General features: G+C 38.1%; 18 protein-coding genes and 1 other annotated feature. Of the genes, 2 read left to right on the forward strand and 16 right to left on the reverse strand.

The window, feature by feature from the left end; genetic code table 11:
• Positions 1-48: 48 nt before the first annotated feature.
• The 4 genes from C564_RS0115220 to cymR all read right to left on the reverse strand — a co-directional run bounded on the left by C564_RS0115220 (position 49) and on the right by cymR (position 3,551).
• Positions 49-708 (reverse strand): tetratricopeptide repeat protein, encoded by a 660-nt coding sequence (locus C564_RS0115220; RefSeq protein ID WP_003200488.1) that lies wholly within the window; start codon positions 706-708, stop codon positions 49-51.
• Between the two features lie 113 nt (positions 709-821).
• On the reverse strand, positions 822-1,937 hold the full coding sequence (gene mnmA / locus C564_RS0115225) for a tRNA 2-thiouridine(34) synthase MnmA (protein WP_018765891.1): 1,116 nt from the start codon (positions 1,935-1,937) through the stop codon (positions 822-824).
• Positions 1,938-1,953: 16 nt separating this feature from the next.
• Entirely contained in the window at positions 1,954-3,099 is a 1,146-nt protein-coding gene (locus C564_RS0115230) for a cysteine desulfurase family protein (RefSeq protein WP_018765892.1), read from the reverse strand.
• Between the two features lie 35 nt (positions 3,100-3,134).
• Complete coding sequence (cymR, locus tag C564_RS0115235; protein ID WP_000704116.1) at positions 3,135-3,551, reverse strand: cysteine metabolism transcriptional regulator CymR; 417 nt, start codon at positions 3,549-3,551, stop codon at positions 3,135-3,137.
• Positions 3,552-3,851: 300 nt separating this feature from the next.
• On the opposite strand from cymR, the gene C564_RS0115240 reads away from it, so the two are divergent.
• Both C564_RS0115240 and C564_RS0115245 read left to right on the forward strand, forming a co-directional pair.
• The gene (locus tag C564_RS0115240; RefSeq protein WP_018765893.1) at positions 3,852-5,138 is read left to right on the forward strand and encodes a replication-associated recombination protein A; all 1,287 of its coding nucleotides are present in this window, start codon (positions 3,852-3,854) and stop codon (positions 5,136-5,138) included.
• 37 nt (positions 5,139-5,175) lie between these two features.
• Complete coding sequence (locus C564_RS0115245) at positions 5,176-5,826, forward strand: RsfA family transcriptional regulator (RefSeq protein ID WP_018765894.1); 651 nt, start codon at positions 5,176-5,178, stop codon at positions 5,824-5,826.
• Between the two features lie 317 nt (positions 5,827-6,143).
• Here C564_RS0115245 and C564_RS0115250 read toward each other — a convergent pair whose 3' ends face one another.
• The 12 genes from C564_RS0115250 to secDF form a co-directional block, all read right to left on the reverse strand.
• Positions 6,144-6,911, reverse strand: a complete 768-nt coding sequence (locus tag C564_RS0115250; RefSeq protein ID WP_000903177.1) for a tRNA threonylcarbamoyladenosine dehydratase — start codon at positions 6,909-6,911, stop codon at positions 6,144-6,146.
• Positions 6,912-7,260: 349 nt separating this feature from the next.
• A complete protein-coding gene (aspS, locus tag C564_RS0115255) occupies positions 7,261-9,036 on the reverse strand; it encodes an aspartate--tRNA ligase (protein ID WP_018765895.1) in 1,776 nt (591 codons plus the stop codon).
• Positions 9,037-9,048: 12 nt separating this feature from the next.
• The gene (gene hisS / locus C564_RS0115260) at positions 9,049-10,320 is read right to left on the reverse strand and encodes a histidine--tRNA ligase (protein WP_018765896.1); all 1,272 of its coding nucleotides are present in this window, start codon (positions 10,318-10,320) and stop codon (positions 9,049-9,051) included.
• Between the two features lie 69 nt (positions 10,321-10,389).
• Positions 10,390-10,622, reverse strand: a binding site (T-box leader).
• A 54-nt stretch (positions 10,623-10,676) separates the two neighbouring features.
• Positions 10,677-10,853 (reverse strand): hypothetical protein, encoded by a 177-nt coding sequence (locus C564_RS36780; protein WP_003200475.1) that lies wholly within the window; start codon positions 10,851-10,853, stop codon positions 10,677-10,679.
• 90 nt (positions 10,854-10,943) lie between these two features.
• Positions 10,944-11,276 (reverse strand): YrdB family protein, encoded by a 333-nt coding sequence (locus tag C564_RS0115270; protein ID WP_026008580.1) that lies wholly within the window; start codon positions 11,274-11,276, stop codon positions 10,944-10,946.
• A 75-nt stretch (positions 11,277-11,351) separates the two neighbouring features.
• Entirely contained in the window at positions 11,352-12,041 is a 690-nt protein-coding gene (locus C564_RS0115275) for an alpha/beta fold hydrolase (RefSeq protein WP_006096036.1), read from the reverse strand.
• 188 nt (positions 12,042-12,229) lie between these two features.
• Positions 12,230-12,670 carry a D-aminoacyl-tRNA deacylase gene (gene dtd, locus C564_RS0115280; protein WP_003200469.1) on the reverse strand — a complete coding sequence of 147 codons (441 nt, stop codon included), beginning with the start codon at positions 12,668-12,670 and terminating at the stop codon, positions 12,230-12,232.
• A 17-nt stretch (positions 12,671-12,687) separates the two neighbouring features.
• Entirely contained in the window at positions 12,688-14,874 is a 2,187-nt protein-coding gene (relA, locus tag C564_RS0115285) for a GTP diphosphokinase (protein WP_003200467.1), read from the reverse strand.
• Between the two features lie 214 nt (positions 14,875-15,088).
• Positions 15,089-15,601, reverse strand: coding sequence for an adenine phosphoribosyltransferase (locus C564_RS0115290; RefSeq protein WP_003200465.1), 513 nt, complete (start codon positions 15,599-15,601; stop codon positions 15,089-15,091).
• A gap of 47 nt (positions 15,602-15,648) precedes the next feature.
• Positions 15,649-17,988, reverse strand: coding sequence for a single-stranded-DNA-specific exonuclease RecJ (gene recJ / locus C564_RS0115295; RefSeq protein ID WP_018765898.1), 2,340 nt, complete (start codon positions 17,986-17,988; stop codon positions 15,649-15,651).
• A 119-nt stretch (positions 17,989-18,107) separates the two neighbouring features.
• A complete protein-coding gene (locus tag C564_RS0115300) occupies positions 18,108-19,001 on the reverse strand; it encodes a cation diffusion facilitator family transporter (RefSeq protein ID WP_018765899.1) in 894 nt (297 codons plus the stop codon).
• Between the two features lie 144 nt (positions 19,002-19,145).
• Positions 19,146-21,407, reverse strand: a complete 2,262-nt coding sequence (gene secDF / locus C564_RS0115305) for a protein translocase subunit SecDF (RefSeq protein ID WP_018765900.1) — start codon at positions 21,405-21,407, stop codon at positions 19,146-19,148.
• Between the last annotated feature and the right edge of the window lie 319 nt (positions 21,408-21,726).

Below are 21,726 nucleotides of genomic sequence, written 5' to 3' on the forward strand. Positions count from 1 at the left end.
CTCTACTTATCATTAGATGAGGGGTAACTGCGCGTTAAGGTACGATTTCTATTCGGCTTCTTGCTCTAATAAACGAATGCCATTCCCTGCTAAAAAGTGATCTGGTTGAATTTCAGTCGCCTTCTTAAATAAAGCAAGTGCTTTCTCATTATTTTCCTCAAACACATACGCAACACCTAAATTATAGTACGCATCTGCATGTTCTTCATCCATTTGTAAAACCTTTTCAAAATAAGGTTTCGCTTCCTGAATATGTTCTAGTCGTGCAAAGCATAATCCGCATTGGAATACCGCTTCTACATCTGCCCTATCTAATTCAGTTGCTCTTTGTAAAAATGGCAGTGCAAGACGATCATTTCCAAGCTGTACATACGTAATCCCTAGCATAAATGTCACATCAGCTGATTGTAATCCAGCTTGCATTGCTTGCTCAAATGCAGCTTTTGCTTCTGTAAATTGCTCTTGTCCATAATATATGCTTCCAAGTCCATAATAGGCAGTAGCTGATTTCCCATCTAGTTCTAATGCGCGTTTATAAAATAAAATCGCACGTTCGCTATCTCCTAACACATCTAATAAATTCGCAAAGTTAATGTATCCAAGTGCATCTTTCGGATTTTCTTCAATTGCCTCTGTAAAATTTTTAGCTGCTTCTTCCCAGTTTCCTTCTTGCATATATTGAATGCCTGCTTCAAGCTTATTTGACATGTTCTTCACCTCTACAACAAATTATAACAAATAATCTATTTTCCAAGCGAACAAAAATTCGCTGTTATGAAAAAGAAACCTCTAACCGCTAATCGGCAGAGGCTTCTCGTTTTTCATCCTAAATAGTCTAGTTTCTTACCACTACGGTATACTTCATCAATTGTAGCACCGCCTAAGCATTCATCTCCATCATAGAAAACAACTGCTTGTCCTGGCGTAATCGCACGAATTGGTTCATCGCAAAGAATACGAACTGTATTATCATCAACGATTTGAACCGTTACCTTGTTATCCTCTTGACGATAACGGAATTTCGCTGTGCACTTAAATTCCTTTTCTTTCGCTCTGTTGCTTACCCAACCTATATTCGTAGCAATGACTTCATCACCATATAAAAGCTCATTGTGGAATCCTTGATCAACATATAAAATATTTCCTTTCAAGTTTTTCCCAACAGCGAACCAAGGATCACCATTACCACCAATACCAAGACCATGACGTTGTCCAATTGTATAGTACATTAAACCGTCATGTTTCCCTTTCACTTCGCCAGATAGTGTTTGCATCACACCTGGCTGAGCTGGTAAGTAGTTACTTAAGAAATCTTTAAAGTTACGCTCACCAATAAAGCAGATACCTGTGCTATCTTTTTTCGTCGCTGTTGCTAAACCAGCTTCTTTTGCCATTTCACGAATTTGTGGTTTCTTTAATTCGCCTAACGGGAACATTGTTTTTGATAGTTGCTCTTGGCTTAATTGATTCAAGAAATATGTTTGATCCTTATTATCATCAACACCGCGTAGCATTTTATATTCGCCATCGATATAAGCAACACGTGCATAATGACCTGTCGCTACATAATCGGCACCAAGCGCAATCGCATGTTCTAAAAAGGCTTTAAATTTAATTTCTTTGTTACACATTACATCTGGGTTTGGCGTACGACCAGCTCGGTACTCATCTAAAAAGTACGTAAATACTTTATCCCAATATTGTTTTTCAAAGTTTACTGCATAATAGGGGATACCAATTTGATTGCACACTTCGATTACATCATTGTAATCTTCCGTTGCTGTACAGAAACCATTCTCGTCTGTATCATCCCAGTTTTTCATAAAAATCCCGATTACATCATAACCTTGCTCTTTTAATAAAAGAGCTGCTACAGATGAATCAACGCCACCGGACATCCCAATGACAACGCGCGTTTCGTGAGGTAGTTTGTTCATCATGTCACCTCCCATGCTATTTTTGTGTTAATCGCTTCACGATTTTCACTGTTTCGTACGCTGCTTTTTCCACTTGTTCTTTCGTATTACCAAGACCAAAGCTAAAACGTACGGATGAACGTATTTGATCGGAATCTTTTCCAAACATCGCCACTAACACATGCGATGGGTCAATAGAACCAGCTGTACATGCAGAACCACTTGATACTGCAATACCTGCTAAGTCTAAGTTTACAAGAAACGGCTCAATATCCATTCCTGTGAAACTTACATTAAACACATGTGGTAAGCGATATTCTAAGTTTCCGTTTACCTCGAAAGTAATGTCTTCTTTTTGAAAGACAGATACCATTATATCTTTAAATCCTTCATATTGGGCAATTTTTTGCTCACGCGTTGATTCTGCCAACTTAACAGCTTGCTCTAGCCCAACGATGCTAGGTACATTCTCAGTACCTGCACGACGTTTTCGCTCTTGCTCCCCGCCCGTTAATAACGGTTCAAACTTCACTTGCGCGCTAGCATATAAAAAACCTACACCTTTTGGACCATTAATTTTATGAGCTGAGATTGATAATAAATCAATGCCTAACTCTTTCACATCAATTGCTGTTAAACCGTAGGCTTGTACAGCATCCGTGTGAAAATAAGCGTGATGTTCTTTTAACAGTTCTCCAATTTCTGCAATCGGTTGAACCGTTCCAACTTCATTATTTCCAAACATAACAGATACGAGAATCGTTTCATCTGTTAACGCCTCTTTTACATCAGAAACTTGAACACGACCTGTTTCATCAACCGGTAAATACGTCACCTCAAAGCCTTCTCGCTCTAACGCTTCACATGTATGCAAAATAGCGTGATGTTCAATCTGCGTCGTAATAATATGATTTCCTTTATTGCGGTTTGCACGTGCCACACCTAAAAGTGCTAAATTATCAGCCTCCGTACCACCGCTTGTAAAAATAATTTCATTTGGATTTGCATGAATGCTACGTGCACAAACACGTCTTGCTTCATCTACAGCATGGCGCGTTTGGCGCCCATAAAAATGAATACTAGACGGATTACCAAATATTCCCGTCATATATGGAATCATCTTTTCGACTACTTCTGGGTGAGCCGGAGATGTCGCAGCATGATCTAAGTAAATGCGTTCCATCAGATCTCCTTCTTTCCAAATCGTTTCACAAGGAATTAAATGTAAAACATATAACCCCCATGATTCTCTTCCTCATAACGTACTAAATCTTCTAGAGTTGTACTATCTAATACCTCTTGTACTGCATCACGAACACGCATCCACAACTGGCGTTGTGCTGGTTCTTCCTCTTCTATCATTTCAACAACGCTAATTGGGCCTTCTAAAACACGAATTACATCGCCAGCCGTAATATTAGCTGGTTGGTCAGATAATACATAACCACCATATGCACCACGCGTACTTTTTACAAGACGAGCGTTACGAAGTGGAGAGATTAATTGCTCTAAGTAATGTTCAGATAGGTCATGCGCTTGTGCAATTGATTTTAAAGAAATTGGACCCTCACCAAACTTCTTCGCAAGATCAATCATAATTGTTAAGCCGTAACGGCCTTTCGTTGAAATTTTCATCTATTTCGCACCTCTTTTCAAAATTTCACTTCTATTAGTTAAATCTTTATTCGTAAGAAGAACACAATTTTAAAATCAAAATCCTATGAAATTATAGCATAATATAGTATTATAAGAAATTTCAACTTATGTATCAAAATGATAACATAAAATCACATTGAAAAACTCGGTAATTATTACAATAAAGAGAAGAATGAAAAAATTAAGTAGAATTACTTATAAATACAGTAGTATATTTCAATTTTCCATAAAAAAGATGATACCATAGAATATGATTACATATTAAGGGAGACGGTCATAATGAAACAACCACTCGCACACCGAATGCGTCCGACAAATATTAAAGAAATAATTGGTCAAGAGCATTTAGTTGGTGAAGGGAAAATTTTATGGCGAATGGTTCAGGCAAACCATTTCCAATCGATGATTTTATACGGTCCACCCGGAACTGGAAAAACATCGATTGCTAGTGCAATTGCCGGCAGTACAGGGACGCCCTTTCGCCTATTAAATGCTGTTACTCATAATAAAAAAGACATGGAAGTTGTCGTGCAGGAAGCAAAGATGCACCGCCACCTTGTTTTAATTTTAGATGAAGTTCACCGCTTAGATAAAGCAAAACAAGACTTCTTATTACCTCACTTAGAAAGCGGGCTTCTGACCTTAATTGGCGCAACAACAAGTAATCCATTCCATGCGATTAACTCTGCCATTCGTAGCCGATGTCAAATCTTTGAACTACACGCACTAACAGAAAATGATATTTTAATCGGCTTAAAACGAGCGCTTGAAGATAAAGAAAAAGGTTTAGGTGAATATCATGTAACTGTTACAGATGAAGCAATGCGTCACTTTGCAAATGCCTCTGGCGGAGATATGCGATCGGCTTATAACGCACTTGAACTTGCTGTTTTATCTAGCTTTACAACAGATGATCAATCAACCGAAATCACATTAGAAATTGCTGAAGAATGTTTACAGAAAAAGAGTTTTGTTCACGACAAAGGCGGAGATGCTCATTATGATGTCCTATCTGCCTTTCAAAAATCAGTTCGCGGAAGCGATGTGAACGCTGCACTTCATTATTTAGCGCGCCTTATTGAAGCTGGTGACTTACAAAGTATCGGGAGACGTCTTCTTATTATGGCATATGAAGATATTGGACTGGCTAGCCCGCAAGCAGGTCCCCGTACACTTGCTGCGATTGAGTCGGCAGAACGTGTTGGTTTTCCAGAAGCTCGCATTCCGCTTGCCAATGCAGTTATCGAACTTTGTCTTTCTCCAAAATCAAATTCAGCATACAAGGCACTTGATGCAGCACTTCACGACTTGCGAAACGGACAAACTGGCGATATCCCAAGTCATTTAAAAGATAGTCACTATAAAGGTGCTGAATCATTAGGTAGAGGTATTGGATACTTATATCCACATGATTATCCAAATGGATGGGTACAGCAGCAATACTTACCAGATAAAATAAAAAACAAGCAATATTATAAGCCGAAAACAACGGGGAAATTCGAACAAGCACTTTCAGGCGTATATGAAAGATTGCAAAGTTCGCATAAAAGCAAACCAAAAGGGTAATCTAAGCGAAAACGACATGATAATGGAGGTTTCGCTTATGAAAACGCGCCAAGATGCATGGACAAGAGAAGACGATCTCCTTTTAGCAGAAACCGTTTTACGACATATTCGCAGTGGAAGTACTCAGCTGAAAGCGTTCGATGAAGTTGGAGACAAATTAAACCGGACTTCAGCTGCTTGTGGTTTTCGCTGGAATGCTGAAGTCAGACAAAATTATGAGGATGCTGTACAGCTCGCTAAGAAGCAAAGAAAAGAGTTAAAGCGTTCGGAAGCAAATGTAGAAAAAGAGCAACTATTAAAGCTAAAACCAAAACAAAAAGTCGTAATTGATGCTGATTTTTCCGAAGCAATCGTTTCTAATAAACATTCTCTTACAATGCAAGATGTAATCTCATTCTTGCAAAACCTAGGGCATAATAATCCTCACTTAGAAAAGATACAAATTGAAAATGAAGACTTGCATACAAAGCTTGCCTCCTTACAAAAAACAAACGATGAACTAGAAGTCAAACTAGCATCTTTAACGAAAAAACAACAAGCAATCGAAGAAGATTATGCGATGCTTGTTAGAATTATGGACCGTGCCCGGAAGCTTGTATTAGTAGATGAACAGCAAGATCAAATTGCACCTATTTTTAAAACGGATCAAAACGGGAATTTAGATATTATATATTCGGCAGAAAATTAAAATACTCTAAAGCAACAGGAAATATATTACTTTTATGCTATTATAAACATAACAAGACTTGTTACTGAAAGGAGAGGTTATCTATTTCAGTAACAATTTTCAAAATTACACTTGGGATTCTTGTGTTACTTTTAGGATTCTTCACAATTAGAGGTTTAAAAAAGACTTCTGCATACAAATCGGACAAATACGAGAATTATTTATTATTTTTAATCGCTTTTGAATCTATCGTCTTACCGATATGGATATTTCTTTAACATCTTTTCATACAAATAAAAAAGCGTATACTCCTCATGGAATATACGCTTTTTTATTTTTTATTCTTGCCCTACACGCTTCACTTCTACGTTTTTAATACGTTCACGTACAACGTGACTCGCCATAATTAAACCAGCCACAGATGGTACGAAGGCATTTGAGGAAGGTGGTAATTTCGCTTTACGAATTTTCGCATTTTCGTCTGGTACGATTTCTTTACGTACTTCTTCACGAATTACGATTGGGTTTTCGTCAGAGAAGACAACTTTTACACCTTTTTTAATACCCTCTTTACGAAGCTTCGTACGAATTACTTTCGCAATTGGATCTGTATGTGTTTTAGAAATGTCCGCAATACGGAAACGAGTTGGGTCCATTTTATTTGCTGCGCCCATACTTGAGATAATTTTAATTTTACGACGTAAACATTGTTTAATTAAATGAATTTTGAACGTAATTGTATCAGATGCATCCACTACGAAATCTAAGCCGTGTTTAAAGAACTCTTCATATGTTTCATCTGTATAAAACATTTCTAGTCCAATTACTTCACATTCCGGATTAATGTCTGCAATGCGCTCTTTCATTAATTCTACTTTTGAACGTCCTACAGTAGATACTAAAGCATGAATTTGACGGTTTACATTTGTAATATCTACAACGTCTTTATCAACTAATACAAGACGTCCTACGCCAGAACGCGCTAACGCTTCTGCTGCGAATGAACCTACACCGCCAATTCCTAGAATACCAACTGTACTATTTTTTAATATTTCAAGACCTTCTTTTCCGAAGGCTAATTCATTACGTGAAAATTGATGTAACATTCAGCTCTACACTCCTATTACAAAAATGGTCTACCATGTATTCTAGCGTTTTTCCGACTATTTGTATAGAAAAAGTTATAGAATTCCTAAAAATACATATTCAAAAAAAGGATTACTAGCTAAACCGGACTTTTTAAATTTCCCTTCCAATCCACGTTTAAAAAGGAGGATTCAGAGAGCCGAGCTGTTCGAGGCGCTGACGCCAGGAGGTGCGGAGTGTAGGATTACTTACTCGAGCACTGGACTGGCGAAGCAACGAAGAAATGCGACTGCTATCTGAACCAGATTTTTTAAACTTCCACTAAAAAAAATCCTAGATGGGTTTAGTATAACCATCTAGGACTCCTTCTTACTTCTCTTCTTTTACGTTTAATTGTAAGTATAGCTCTTCAAGCTGCGCTTCTGCAACAGGGCTTGGAGCATCTGTTAATAAGCAGCTTGCGCTTGCTGTTTTCGGGAATGCAATTGTATCACGAAGGTTTGTACGGCCTGCAAGTAACATTACGAGACGGTCTAAACCTAATGCGATTCCGCCATGTGGTGGTGTACCATATTCGAACGCTTCTAATAAGAATCCGAATTGTTCTTGTGCTTCTTCTTGAGAGAATCCAAGAGCTTTGAACATTTTTTCTTGTACATCACGCTCATAAATACGAAGTGACCCACCACCAAGCTCATAACCGTTTAATACAAGGTCATATGCTTGTGCACGCGCTTTTTCTGGTGCTGTTTCTAATAACTCAACATCTTCACGGAATGGCATTGTGAATGGATGATGCGCTGCGAAGTAGCGATCAGCATCTTCATCATACTCAAGAAGCGGCCAATCTGTTACCCATAGGAAGTTAAATTTGCTTTCGTCAATTAACTCAAGTTCTTTACCTAAGCGTAAACGAAGTGCACCTAAGCTATCTGCAACAACGCTCTTCTTATCAGCAACGAATAATAATAAGTCACCCGCAGCCCCATCTAATGTGCTCATTAGTACGTTTGCATCTTCTTCACCGAAGAATTTCGCAATTGGTCCTTTTAAGCCATCTTCTTCAACTTTTAACCAAGCTAAACCTTTTGCTCCGTATACTTTTATGAATTCAGTTAATGCATCAATGTCTTTACGAGAATATTTACCTGCTGCACCTTTTGCATTAATTGCTTTTACTTGCCCGCCGCTTTCTACAGCACTTGTGAACACTTTGAAGCCGCAATCTGCTGCAAACTCAGATAAGTCAGTAAGCTCCATTGCAAAGCGTGTATCTGGTTTATCAGAACCGTAGCGAGCCATTGCATCAGCATACTTCATACGAGGGAATGGTGCACGAACCTCTACGCCTTTTGCATCTTTCATCACTTTTGTCATCATACGTTCCATCATTTCTAGAATTTCATCTTGTGTTAAGAATGATGCCTCGATGTCAATTTGTGTGAATTCTGGTTGACGATCAGCACGTAAATCTTCATCGCGGAAACAACGCGCTACTTGATAATAACGCTCAAATCCGCCGACCATTAGAAGCTGTTTAAATAGCTGTGGAGATTGAGGTAACGCGTAAAATTCACCTTCATGCACACGGCTTGGTACTAAATAGTCACGTGCTCCTTCTGGTGTACTCTTTGTTAAAATTGGTGTTTCAACTTCTAAAAACTCTTCTGAATCTAAGAAGTTACGAATTGTTTTTGTCACGTCGTGACGCATTTTGAATGTGTTATACATAACAGGGCGACGTAAATCTAAATAACGATATTTTAAACGAACATCTTCTGATGCATCTGTATCGTCTGCAATAATAATCGGCGTTGTTTTTGCTGCATTTAATACATTTACTTTCGTTGCTTGTACTTCAATGCGCCCTGTTGCCATATTTTCATTAATTGCACCTTGACCACGTTCAACAACTGTTCCTTCTACGTGTAATACGTATTCGCTACGAATTGTTTCTGCTACTTCTAGTGCTTCTTTTGATGTTTCTGGGTTAAATACAACTTGCACGATACCTGTACGGTCACGTAAGTCGATGAAAATGAGTCCACCTAAGTCACGGCGTTTTTGTACCCAACCTTTTAATTGAACGGTTTGTCCAACTGCTTCTACTGTTACTTTTCCACATGCATGTGTTCTTTCAGCCATTGTTCGTTCCCCCTATATTAATTTCTCTGCTACATATGAAGCAAATACATCTAAAGCCACTTCTTCTTGTCCACCTGTTGCCATATCTTTTAAGTTGATGATGCCTTTATCTAGCTCATCTTCTCCTAATACAGCTACATATTTCGCATTTAGACGATCTGCTGATTTAAATTGTGCTTTCATTTTGCGATCTAAATAATCTTTTTCAACTGATAATCCAGCTTTACGAAGATCAAATGCAATTTTTGCTGCGTGATCTTTCGCTTTATCTCCAAGTGCTACAACGTAGCAATCAATGTTATGTTCAATTGGTAATTCAATATTTTCAGCTTTCAGCGCCATAATTAAACGTTCAATACTCATCGCAAAACCAATACCAGGCATTTCTGGACCACCGATTTCTTGTACAAGACCGTTATAGCGACCACCGCCACTTAATGTCGTGATTGCACCGAAACCGTCTGCTTCACTCATAATCTCAAATACAGTGTGCTGATAGTAATCTAAACCGCGCACTAGGTTTGGATCTTTTTCAAATGGGACACCCATCATTGTTAATAACTCTTGTACTTTTTCATAGTACGTTGTTGATTCTTCGTTTAAGTATTCTGTAATAGACGGTGCTGTGCTCATTAATTCATGATCACGGTCCTTTTTACAGTCTAAAATACGAAGTGGATTTTTCTCTAAACGAGATTGGCAATCTGAACAGAATTCGCCGATGCGAGGCTCAAAGTGAGCGATTAACGCCTCACGGTGCGCTTGACGGCTCGCTGCATCACCTAAGCTATTTAGGACAACTTTAATGTTTTTTAATCCCATGCCGCGGTAGAATTCTACAGCAAGTGCAATCACTTCCGCATCAATTGCTGGATCATTACTACCGATTGCCTCGATACCAAATTGTACGAATTGACGATAGCGACCCGCTTGTGGTCTTTCATAACGGAACATTTGACCGATGTAATATAATTTCGTTGGCTGTGTTGCATCACCATACATTTTATTTTCAACATAAGAACGTACAACAGGTGCAGTTCCTTCTGGACGTAATGTTAAGCTACGTTCGCCACGATCTTGGAATGAGTACATTTCTTTTTGTACGATATCTGTTGTATCACCAACACCGCGTAAAAATAATTCTGTGTGCTCAAAAATTGGTGTACGAATCTCTTTATAGTTGTAACGACGGCAAATTTCGCGTGCTTGCCCTTCGATATACTGCCATAACTCAATGGTTCCTGGAAGAATATCTTGCGTTCCGCGTGGGATTTGAATAGACATATTCAGTTCCTCCTCAAATTGTTTTAATCTTATTAAAAATAAAAAAACTCCCGCCTCTACTGATTATCCAGTAGGGACGAGAGTATTATTACCCGTGGTGCCACCCTAATTGAAGCACGTATGCTTCCACTTTTTTAATAACGCTTAAACTTGCGTTCAACCCCTACTAAGCATTTGTGCCGTTCAAGTTGAAACCTACAGAGTGTCATTCGATTAGTCATCATGTAGAAATGTTTTCAGCCTAGGACATTTCCTCTCTTTTCATGTGTATCTCATCTACTCTTCTCTATCATCGGTTCTCTTCATATGTAAATATAAAATTACTATACGTTTGTTCAGGGCGATTGTCAAGTGCACTAGGAGCGTTCAATCTGCTTCTTTAACCGTTTTACATCCTGCAATGAAATACCAAATTCAGATGCAAGCTCCATAGAGGTATTATTTTGTTCTCTTGCAATAAACTCATGAAAATTCACGTTAAATAATTGGTTTGCACCGTTTGTAACAGAGTGTCCTTTTTCATTCATGCGCATACGCGTATCCCTCACAATCAATATGGATGTTTTTACTTTTATTGTTCCATATCAATGAGTTAGTTATACACGAATAAGAAAGGGAATCTACTACTGCTTCCATATGTACATAAGGACGCTATTGGTAAAAATGACAATCATAAATATAGTCGCTAACGCAACATATCTTAAATGATAGAGTGCTACAATACCTAACCCTAAAATTATTATTTCTAACATCAGATGTAACGCGCCCTGTAATTTCCATGTTGCTTCTGGTGCTCCAAATAATCCCCATATAACAGCTATGATAAGAGGAAGTACAACGGAAAATGTTCCTTTTATAACAGGTCCTTTCCCCACCTGAAACCCCCAATACCCTATAACTCCAAGGGTACATAACTCTAATACAAAACGTAAAGCTATATTCATTTCTTGAAGCATCGTATACCAGCTCCCCACTTCAGATTCCCCTTCTTCCGCGGTGAGTTGAGCACCTTATATCTCATCGTTTCAAAATTAGTTCGTATATTGACTTAATATACGAACTAACACTTCTGGATTTGTTTGCATCACCCAGTGCCCACCTGTTTGTACTGAAAAAACATCCCAATCTCTTTCTCTCGCTATTTCAGCAGATTTTTGGAAAATAGGCGTCATTGGCCAATGTTCTGGATGATCTAATATTTCTACATATGTATGTGGTATCTCGTCAACTTTCGGATTTTTCATTTCAATCGCTTGTGTAAAAGCTAATAAAGGCATAGCCGATTTTCTTTTATCTGATGCATTTCTAGGGAGAATACGCCATCCCTCCCCAGATAATTTTACTTCTTCTATAAAATGAGTAGCCATTTTAGGTCCAGAAATATCCATAACAGAATCGTCATCATTTGGAAGCATAGCATCTATATACACAAGGTTTTTAATAGATTCAGGAATAACTTCAGCTACCCCCGTTATCACCATGCCTGAATAACTATGTCCCACTAAAATTACATCGTGTAACTGTTCATATTGAATAACATTAGCAATATCTTGAATATATGTTTTCAATCCTACACTTGGTTGTGCGAGATGCGTTCTCTCCCCAAGTCCTGTTAATGTAGGTGTATATACCTCATGCCCCTCTTTTCTTAAACATGTAGCGACTTCTTTCCAAACATATCCTCCATCCCATGCTCCATGAACAAATACAAACGTTGCCATAACATGTACCTCCCTGTAATTTCCCTTGTTACTATTTTTGTTATTTTCCAAATAATCATATTACAAATTAACAAAATATTCCTTTCGTAAGACTTATAAGATGAAACTTTAAACAGTGTAGGTATTATCGCCCGTGAATAGCGGGATAAAAAAAGAGAGGATGACATGCATCCTCTCTTCCAGCATCATTATTTACTTTCTAAAATTAAGGTCACCGGACCATCATTAATTAAAGAAACATCCATCATTGCTCCGAACCTGCCCGTTTCTACGCGCAGTCCTTGTTTGCGCAGTTCTTCATTGAAGAAATCATACAAGTTCTCTGCGTAGTCTGGTTTCGCAGCATCCATAAAGTTTGGGCGTCTTCCTTTACGGCAATCTCCGTACAATGTAAATTGTGAAATGGATAGCACTTGTCCCTCCATATCAAGGACAGAATGGTTCATCTTCCCGTTCCCATCCTCAAAAATACGTAAATTCGCAACCTTCTCGGCAATATATGTTGCATCTTTTTCTGTATCTTCATGTGTAATGCCAACTAGCAATGTTAAACCGAACGGAATTTGCCCTACAATCTCACCATCTACTGTAACAGACGCTTCTTTTGATCGTTGCAAGACAACTCTCATATTTTATACACTCCCTATTAATGCATCATGCGGCGTACTGCATAAATTTCTGGAACTCTTTTAATACGCTCTACTACCTTTTTCAAATGATGTAAATTACGAATAGAAATGGACATATTGATTGTTGCCATTTTATTGCGGTCGCTTCTACCTGAAACAGCTGAAATATATGTTTTCGTCTCTGTTACAGCTTGCAGAACTTCATTTAGTAAGCCGCGGCGATCATAACCAGAAATTTCAATATCAACGTTATACTCAATCTCTTTTTCTGGACTACCTTCCCACTCTACTTCTAGTAAACGCTCCTTAGCTTCTTCTGTATGCACATTGACGCAATCACGACGGTGAATAGAGACACCGCGTCCTTTCGTAATGTATCCGACAATATCGTCACCTGGAACTGGGTTACAGCATTTCGATAAGCGAATTAATAAATTGTCAGCTCCACTTACTTTTACACCTGAATCCCATTTTCTGATTTTCATCGGTTTACGAACTTCTTTTACTTCCACAATATCTTGTTCTTCGTCACGCTGTTTGCGGAACTTGTCCGTTAGACGCGTTGCAATTTGTGCAGCCGTAATGCCGTTATACCCAACTGCCGCAAACATATCTTCTTCATTTGCAAAGTTGTATTTCTCAGCCACTCGCTTTAAATTGTCAGGTGCTAATATTTCTTTCATTTCATACTCTAAGCTACGCACTTCTTTTTCAACAAGCTCGCGACCTTTTTCGATATTCTCATCTCGGCGCTGCTTTTTGAAGAATTGGCGGATTTTATTTTTCGCATGAGATGTTTGCGCAAGTTTTACCCAGTCCTGACTTGGTCCATATGAATGTTTAGATGTTAAAATTTCAATGATATCACCTGTTTTTAATTTATAATCAAGTGTTACCATTTTCCCGTTTACTTTTGCACCAATTGTTTTATTCCCTATTTCTGAATGGACACGGTAAGCAAAATCAATTGGAACAGAACCTAGTGGTAATTCCATGACGTCTCCTTTTGGTGTAAAGACGAATACCATATCAGAAAATAAATCAATTTTTAATGACTCCATAAATTCTTCCGCATTAGAAGCTTCATTTTGCCATTCTAATATTTGACGGAACCACGTTAATTTTTTCTCAAGTGTACCTGTTGCTTCTGCCGCTTTTCCTTCTTTATATGCCCAGTGTGCCGCAATTCCGTATTCTGCAATTTCATGCATTTCTTTCGTACGAATTTGCACTTCAAGCGGGTCACCTTTTGGACCAATCACAGTTGTATGGAGGGATTGATATAGGTTCGCTTTCGGCATTGCAATATAATCTTTAAAACGACCTGGCATTGGTTTCCAGCACGTATGAATAATTCCTAATACTGCATAGCAGTCTTTAATACTATTTACAACAACGCGCACAGCTAGCAAATCATAAATTTCATTAAATTGTTTATTTTGAAGTGCCATTTTACGATAAATACTATAAATATGCTTTGGGCGACCTGAAATATCAGGTTGAATCGCTACTTCTTTCAGCTTGTCACGAATACCCGTCATGACTTCATCTAAATATTCTTCACGTTCTGCACGTTTCCGCTTCATTAAGTTTACAATGCGATAGTATTGCTGCGGATTCAAATAGCGAAGCGATGTATCCTCTAGCTCCCATTTAATAGTATTAATTCCGAGTCTATGAGCTAAAGGTGCAAAAATTTCTAACGTTTCATTTGCGATACGACGCTGCTTTTCTTGAGGCAAATGCTTAAGTGTACGCATGTTATGAAGACGGTCAGCTAATTTGATTAAAATAACACGAATATCTTGGGCCATTGCAATAAACATTTTGCGATGGTTCTCTGCTTGCTGTTGTTCATGAGATTTGTATTTAATTTTCCCAAGCTTTGTAACACCATCAACAAGCATGGCAATTTCTTTATTAAATTCCCGTTCAATATCTTCTAGTGTAACCTCGGTATCTTCTACTACATCATGCAAAAAACCTGCCGACACTGTAGATGGATCCATGTGTAAATCGACTAAAATACCTGCTACTTGAATCGGGTGAATAATATATGGTTCGCCCGATTTTCTATACTGTTCGCTATGTGCATCACGTGCATATTCATAGGCACGTGCCACCAGCTCAATATCATCGTCCGCTAAATATTGACTTGCCTTCTCGAGTACCTGTTCAGCTGTTAGTACTTGCTCATTTGCCATCGAATCACCTTTTATTGAAAATTGACTTTTCCCTTACTCATTAGAATAAATTTTATTCTATCATTATAACCTAATGATTGTGAATTGTGAAAAGGAAAAGATTTTACTGATATTTCATCATACTTTTTTGTACAATTATACAAAAGTACCCGCTCCTCTCCAAGAGATTCACGGGTACTTTTTTTCTATCGCCGTAGTTTTATCTATATAATAATTAGTATTTTTCTAACACTAATACATCATAACCGTCTAACATTTTGCGGCCATCTAAGTAAGTAAGTTCTACTAAGAATGCAATCCCTGCTACAATTCCACCAAGCTCTTCAACTAGCTTAATTGTCGCTTCGATTGTTCCACCTGTAGCTAATAGGTCATCTGTAATTAATACGCGTTGACCTGGTTTAATTGCATCTTTATGGATTGTTAAAACATCTTTTCCATACTCTTTACCGTAGTCAACTGTAATTACTTCACGAGGTAATTTCCCTAATTTACGAACTGGTGCAAATCCTACTTCTAATGCGTAAGAAACTGGGCAACCGATAATAAAACCACGCGCTTCTGGTCCTACTACAAGGTCGATGTCTCTTTGTTTTGCGTAAGCAACGATTTCATCTGTTGCTGCTTTGTATGCTTGCCCATCGTTCATTAAAGGTGTGATGTCTTTAAAAACGATACCTTCTTTCGGATAATCCGGTACAATTGCGATATGTTGCTTGAAGTCCATATTTCTGAATCCTCCTCAGATATAAAAGGTCTGTAAATACAAGGCCTTTACCCTAACTGTTCTACTTCTTTATGATTACGAATCGTTTCAAACCATGTATATAATTGTTGATATGTGCTATAAATCAACTCTTTTTCTAGTTGTAAATGGTTCATTTTCTCACGATATGTGTTCGATTCAATTAAATCACGCTTTTTCATTTCTTCTGCCATAAAAATGACACCGTCTTTTATTGTAACAAATTCTAACTCAAAAAACACCTGTGTCATGAAATTTACTGTATCTTTTGACCAACCTTTATGACGACATAGCTGTTCTCCATGTTGTCTTAAAGAAAATGGTGCTTTTTGGTGTAAAAAGGAATAGTACCATTTAAAGTGTTCCCTTGTTGGAACTGTACTAAATAAATGATTATTCTCTTGGTAAAACAGCGTATAAATTCGCGCTGGGAATCCTGCCTCAAATAAACCTCGTAATTCATCCGTTGACTTTGGTAAATCTAGCAACACAATATAACGACCATCTAGGTCAGTCACTTCTGAAGCATGTATAAGTTGTTCTTTATATTCTTCTAAAGAAAATTTATTTAATACCTCTTCAGAAAAATACACCATTGTTATTTTTTCTCGTGAAAGTTCTGCTAAGTTCGATTCCACATTACGCATACTACGCCAATCAAATAATTGCCATGCATCTACCGCAATATCTTGAATCATAAGTTGCGGTTTTTTGAAATTATTCCATTCATTAATTGATGCCTCACCAACGACAGAAACGTGAGCAACTGGAGAAATTTCTTTCGCATAGGCTCCAAAACCAAATCCAATCGTATCTAACGTCGCCTGTCCGTCACGAAGTGCCATTTTCAAATGAGAACCATCAGATCCAATGGCACGAATACTTTCTAACTCCGCATCTCTAATTGCGATTCGCGGCTTCGGATTTCCAACACCAAACGGTGCGAGCTTCTGCATTTCCTCAATCGCTGAGAGCGTCACATCCTCCACTTTGCAAATCGCATCAACTGTTGTAATCGGAGTAAAATCTTCAGACGTTAAAATCGCATCTGCTTGTTCATTTAAGCGGCGGCGCAATTCATCCACATCATTCATATGAAGCGTCATTCCCGCCGCCATCGGATGTCCCCCAAAGTGCGGTAACAATTCCCTACAATCTGATAAGTTTGCAAATAAGTCAAATCCTGCAATACTACGAGCAGACCCTTTTGCTGTTTGCTTCTCGGGATCAATACACAATACAATTGTTGGACGATAAAAGCGTTCTACTAATTTAGAAGCAACAATCCCTATTACTCCTGGATTCCATCCTTCTTTCGCGAGCACTAACACTTTATTGTCCTCTGGCGGATAATTGTTTTCTACCTCTGCAATCGCCTCTTCTGTAATTTGCTTTACAATATCTTTTCGAAGCTTGTTCAGTTCATCAATTTCTTCAGCAAGCTCTTTCGCTTCTTCTGGATCTTCTGATAAAAGGAGGTGAACTGCCGGAGCCGCATCTTCTAAACGACCAATTGCATTAATACGCGGTGCAATTGAGAAACCAATGCTCTCTTCCGTAATCTCACTTTGTGAAACATTTGCTACTTTAAATAATGCTTTTAAACCAATATTTTTTGTCATTCGCATTTGTTTCAATCCACGCTGCACAAGCAATCTATTTTCACCATGAAGTGATACTAAATCGGCTACCGTACCAATCACTGCAATTTCTAATAAATGCTCCGGTACACGCCCAAGTAGTGCATGCGCTACTTTAAACGCAACACCAACGCCCGCTAAATAATGAAACGGGTAAACACCACCCTTTAGCTTCGGGTGAATAATCGCAAGTGCTTCTGGCAGTTCTGGCGGCGGCTCATGATGATCTGTAATAATAAGATCTATACCAAGCTCTTTTGCTACTTGCGCCTCATGGACTGCTGCGATACCTGTATCAACAGTAATGATAAGAGAAAATCCCGCACGGTGTGCCCAGCGGAACGCCTCTTCACTCGGTCCATACCCTTCAGTAAATCGGTTTGGAATATAGAACTCAACATCCGCACCTAATTCTTGAAGAGCAAGAAATAAAACGGTTGTACTACTTACACCGTCCGCATCATAGTCTCCGAATATTAAAATTTGTTCTCCATTTTGAATGGCTTGCCCTATACGTTCTACCGTAAGGTCCATTCCTTCAAGCAAAAATGGATCGTGAAATTCTTGCTGTCCTGTATTTAAAAAATCCACAATCTTATCTTCTGTATCTAAACCTCTACTGAGGAATAACGAAGTAACAAGCGGTGATAATTGCAATTTACTTGCTAATTCACTCACCAGTTCCTCATTAAATGACTTTTCTTTCCAACGCGTCTTCGGTTGTAACACGAAATCACCCCTTAACCTGTCCATTATACAAGACAGATTAAGGGGTGACAATATGATACAAACTCTATTAGTTATGATTGAATATCTCCATAAACAGATGAATATTTACTTATTTCGTATCAATCAGGAGAATACGGATTAATATGTACAAAAACATTTTGTACATTATCTTGTTTCATCAATACCTCTTTTACATGTTTCCCGATGCGATGTCCTTCTTCCACTGTGATATATGGATCAACAGACACTTTAATATCAACAATGACATAATGTCCATGCTCTCTTGCATACAAAGAACCAATTTTTTTCACACCTTCCACTTGAAGAACTGATTCTCTTAGCGGAATAACATCTTCTTCATGAAGTACATGATCAAGCGTTGTATGAATCGCTTCTCTTCCAATACTCCATGCCATCTTTACAACAAGTAGAGAAACAAATAATCCCGCAACAGGATCGGCATACACAAGCCAATCTAAACCTAGTTTATTGCCGATAATAGCTGCACAAATCCCGATTAAAGCTGCAATTGAAGAAAACACATCTGAACGGTGCTCATATGCATTTGCAATAATTGCATCACTATTTATCCGTTTCCCTAATCGATACTTATACTGAAACATCCCTTCTTTTACCACGATAGAAAGAATAACCGCAAAAATTGTAATTCCCTTCGGTGGTTCAAGGTACTGCGTAAAAGCCTTTATAGAAGAAATCGCAATTTCAATCCCAACAATAAATAATAACACTGCAACAATAATCGCTGAAATCGATTCCGCTTTTCCGTGCCCATACGGATGATCTTCATCGGGTGGTTGCTTCGCTGCACGCAATCCAAAAAACACAGCTAACGAACCAACTACATCTGACGCTGAATGAACTGCGTCCGCTAAAAGCGCCTTACTATTCCCAATATAGCCGATTACCGCTTTTACAATCGCTAAAACAATATTTCCAACGATTCCAACAATAGCGCCAAACTCCGCCTGTTTAAAACGTTCATCTTTTTCCATAAATGAAATCCCTTCTTTTCTCAAACTACCTTTTTTATTGTTACAAAAAATAAAGGAAGTGTCACTTTAGTGTATCCGCAAACGAAAAAAGAGATGCCTCTAATGTAAAGAGGCATCATCTTTTTATATGTTCTGTTCTAACCTTTATACTTGTGGTTCAGATACTTCAGTTTCTACTTTTTTCTTGCCTTTTCCTTTTTTCAATCGGCGATTTTCAAGCATTAGCCAGATTTGAGAAGCAACGAAAACAGAAGAATACGTACCTACAACTAATCCAACCATTAATGCAAGTGAGAAGTTTCGCAGTGATTCACTACCGAAGATCAGCAGTGCAATAACTGGGAACAATACAGTTAAAACTGTATTAATGGAACGACCAATTGTTTGACGAATACTTGAGTTTACGATTTCTTCTAAATCTTTCAAATCACGAATTCGTTTTTTCTGTTTGTATAACTCACGGTTTCGGTCAAAGGTAACAATCGAGTCATTGATAGAATAACCAATAATTGTTAATACCGCAGCGATAAACGTTAAATCTACTTCCAATCGGAATACGCTAAACACAACAATCATAACGAACGCATCATGTAACAATGCTAATACGGCAGATAACGCATATGTGAAACGGAAACGAATACTCACATATAAAATGATAACCGCTGAAGCAATCAGAACCGCGATAAATGCATTTCGTGCAATCTCTTTCCCGATTGTTGGAGAAACTGTACTTACATTTGGATCTGTACCATATTTATCGTGGAAGAATGTTTTTGCTTTCGCAATTTCATCTTTTGATAAAACGCCTAATGTACGAACAGCAAATCCTTTATTGTCATTCCCTGTTGGTACAATGTCCTCTTTTTTCACATCAATTTTTAACTCATGTAAATCTTTTTGAACTTGATCTACACTAATCGCTTGTTTTGACTGCAAGTCCATACGTGTACCACTCGCAAAGTCAATTCCAAGGTTCATTTTGAAAATTGGTAGTATAATTGCTCCAGCAATAACAACTACAATTGAGAATAAAAAGAACTTGTGACCGATATTCACAAAGTTAATACGATCAAATCTCGTTGGTGCATGTTCTACACCTTTCGATAACGGAATAATTTCCTTCTGTTTCACACCAAAGTAAGATAATTTCTTATCGAAGTAACGGCTTTTTACAAGTAATCCAAGTAGGAAACGAGTACCGAATACGTTTGTAAGGAAACCAACTAAAATACTTACGATTAAACTTGTTGCGAACCCTCTTACAGAACTTGTACCATAAGCGAATAACACACCAGCTGCTGCAATTGTCGTAACGTTCGCATCTAAAATTGTTGCTAACGAACGGTGATTACCAGCGCGATATGCTGACATCATTGACTTACCAATTCGCAATTCTTCCTTCAGTCGCTCATACGTAATGATATTCGCGTCGACCGCGATACCAACCCCGAGCACTAACGCCGCAATCCCCGGTAACGTAAGGACTGCATGCATCCAGTTAAAGACAAGCAATGTTACGAAAATATATAACCCTAACATAATAACCGCTACAAGTCCTGGCAAACGGTAGAATACAAGCATGAATAAGAAGATAATAGCAATTCCGATTGCACTAGCGAAAATCGTTTGCTCTAATGCTTGTTGACCAAATTTTGCCCCAACAGATGTTGAATACATTTCTTTTAAATCAACAGGAAGGGCACCAGCATTTAATAAAGATGAAAGCTGTTTTGCACTTTCAACTGTGAAGTTTCCACCTGTGATAGATACTTCCGCTTGATTAAATACTTGATTTACTGTTGCTGCTGATAAGAATTTAGGATTTGGTTTTGCTGCTTCAGCTTTATAAGAATCTTTACCTTCTTCAAAATCAAGCCAGATTACCATTAAATTGTCAGGCTTCATACTTAATATTTTTTCTGTAACAGAACGAAACTTATCAGCACTTTTTAATGTAAGTCCAACGCTTGGTCGGCCTTGATCATCAAACGTTTGCTTCGCTCCCCCGCCTTTTAAATCTGTCCCGTCCATGAGAAGATTATCATTCACATCTCGGAATGTTAATTTCGCTTGAGTAGATAAGATTTCACGTGCTTTTTGCTGATCTTTTACACCAGCAAGCTGTACACGAATGCGATCTTTCCCTTCGATTTGAATGTTCGGTTCACTAACACCGAGAACATTCACACGATTTTCAAGAGCACCTACTGTACTTACAAGTGCATCATGATCGATTTTATCTCCCTTTTTCGCCGGCTTTACTTCATACAAGATTTCAAAGCCACCACGAAGGTCTAGTCCAAGACTAATTCCTTTTGTTATGTTTTTTCCTGTCGCGCCAATAATTCCACCGATTAATAAAACGATGAGAAAAAACGCGACGATTCTAGTACCGCGCTTTGCCATATGTACCTTCTTTCTGCTACTAAAATCATAAACAAATCATATCATTCATTTACGCTAGACAATTTCCTGTAACAACCATTTCTGTTTATTCACAGGCATTCCTTTACACTTCTGCATTTGTCTAGTTAGTAGGCTTCCTTTCTGTGAATTTTCAACTTTCATACTAGCCATATAGGCAAAACCTCAGTTCTACATTTTAGACGCTGGGCTGCAACCTATATCTTACTACAAATTTTTATGACTTCTGCTTCCTACCTCCTTTACTTAAAATCTCTGACATATACATTCCTCTTTATCAATACCTATCATTATACTGCAA

This window comes from Bacillus sp. 105MF (genome assembly GCF_000374885.1).
GTDB classification, from domain to species: domain Bacteria; phylum Bacillota; class Bacilli; order Bacillales; family Bacillaceae_G; genus Bacillus_A; species Bacillus_A pseudomycoides.

Bases quoted from the DNA above. Each gene is read 5' to 3' on its own strand.
- C564_RS0115220 (WP_003200488.1), bottom strand. From the start codon at position 708: ATGTCAAATAAGCTTGAAGCAGGCATTCAATATATGCAAGAAGGAAAC.
- mnmA (WP_018765891.1), bottom strand. From the start codon at position 1,937: ATGAACAAACTACCTCACGAAACGCGCGTTGTCATTGGGATGTCCGGT.
- C564_RS0115230 (WP_018765892.1), bottom strand. From the start codon at position 3,099: ATGGAACGCATTTACTTAGATCATGCTGCGACATCTCCGGCTCACCCA.
- cymR (WP_000704116.1), bottom strand. From the start codon at position 3,551: ATGAAAATTTCAACGAAAGGCCGTTACGGCTTAACAATTATGATTGAT.
- C564_RS0115240 (WP_018765893.1), top strand. From the start codon at position 3,852: ATGAAACAACCACTCGCACACCGAATGCGTCCGACAAATATTAAAGAA.
- C564_RS0115245 (WP_018765894.1), top strand. From the start codon at position 5,176: ATGAAAACGCGCCAAGATGCATGGACAAGAGAAGACGATCTCCTTTTA.
- C564_RS0115250 (WP_000903177.1), bottom strand. From the start codon at position 6,911: ATGTTACATCAATTTTCACGTAATGAATTAGCCTTCGGAAAAGAAGGT.
- aspS (WP_018765895.1), bottom strand. From the start codon at position 9,036: ATGGCTGAAAGAACACATGCATGTGGAAAAGTAACAGTAGAAGCAGTT.
- hisS (WP_018765896.1), bottom strand. From the start codon at position 10,320: ATGTCTATTCAAATCCCACGCGGAACGCAAGATATTCTTCCAGGAACC.
- C564_RS36780 (WP_003200475.1), bottom strand. From the start codon at position 10,853: ATGCGCATGAATGAAAAAGGACACTCTGTTACAAACGGTGCAAACCAA.
- C564_RS0115270 (WP_026008580.1), bottom strand. From the start codon at position 11,276: ATGCTTCAAGAAATGAATATAGCTTTACGTTTTGTATTAGAGTTATGT.
- C564_RS0115275 (WP_006096036.1), bottom strand. From the start codon at position 12,041: ATGGCAACGTTTGTATTTGTTCATGGAGCATGGGATGGAGGATATGTT.
- dtd (WP_003200469.1), bottom strand. From the start codon at position 12,670: ATGAGAGTTGTCTTGCAACGATCAAAAGAAGCGTCTGTTACAGTAGAT.
- relA (WP_003200467.1), bottom strand. From the start codon at position 14,874: ATGGCAAATGAGCAAGTACTAACAGCTGAACAGGTACTCGAGAAGGCA.
- C564_RS0115290 (WP_003200465.1), bottom strand. From the start codon at position 15,601: ATGGACTTCAAGCAACATATCGCAATTGTACCGGATTATCCGAAAGAA.
- C564_RS0115300 (WP_018765899.1), bottom strand. From the start codon at position 19,001: ATGGAAAAAGATGAACGTTTTAAACAGGCGGAGTTTGGCGCTATTGTT.
- secDF (WP_018765900.1), bottom strand. From the start codon at position 21,407: ATGGCAAAGCGCGGTACTAGAATCGTCGCGTTTTTTCTCATCGTTTTA.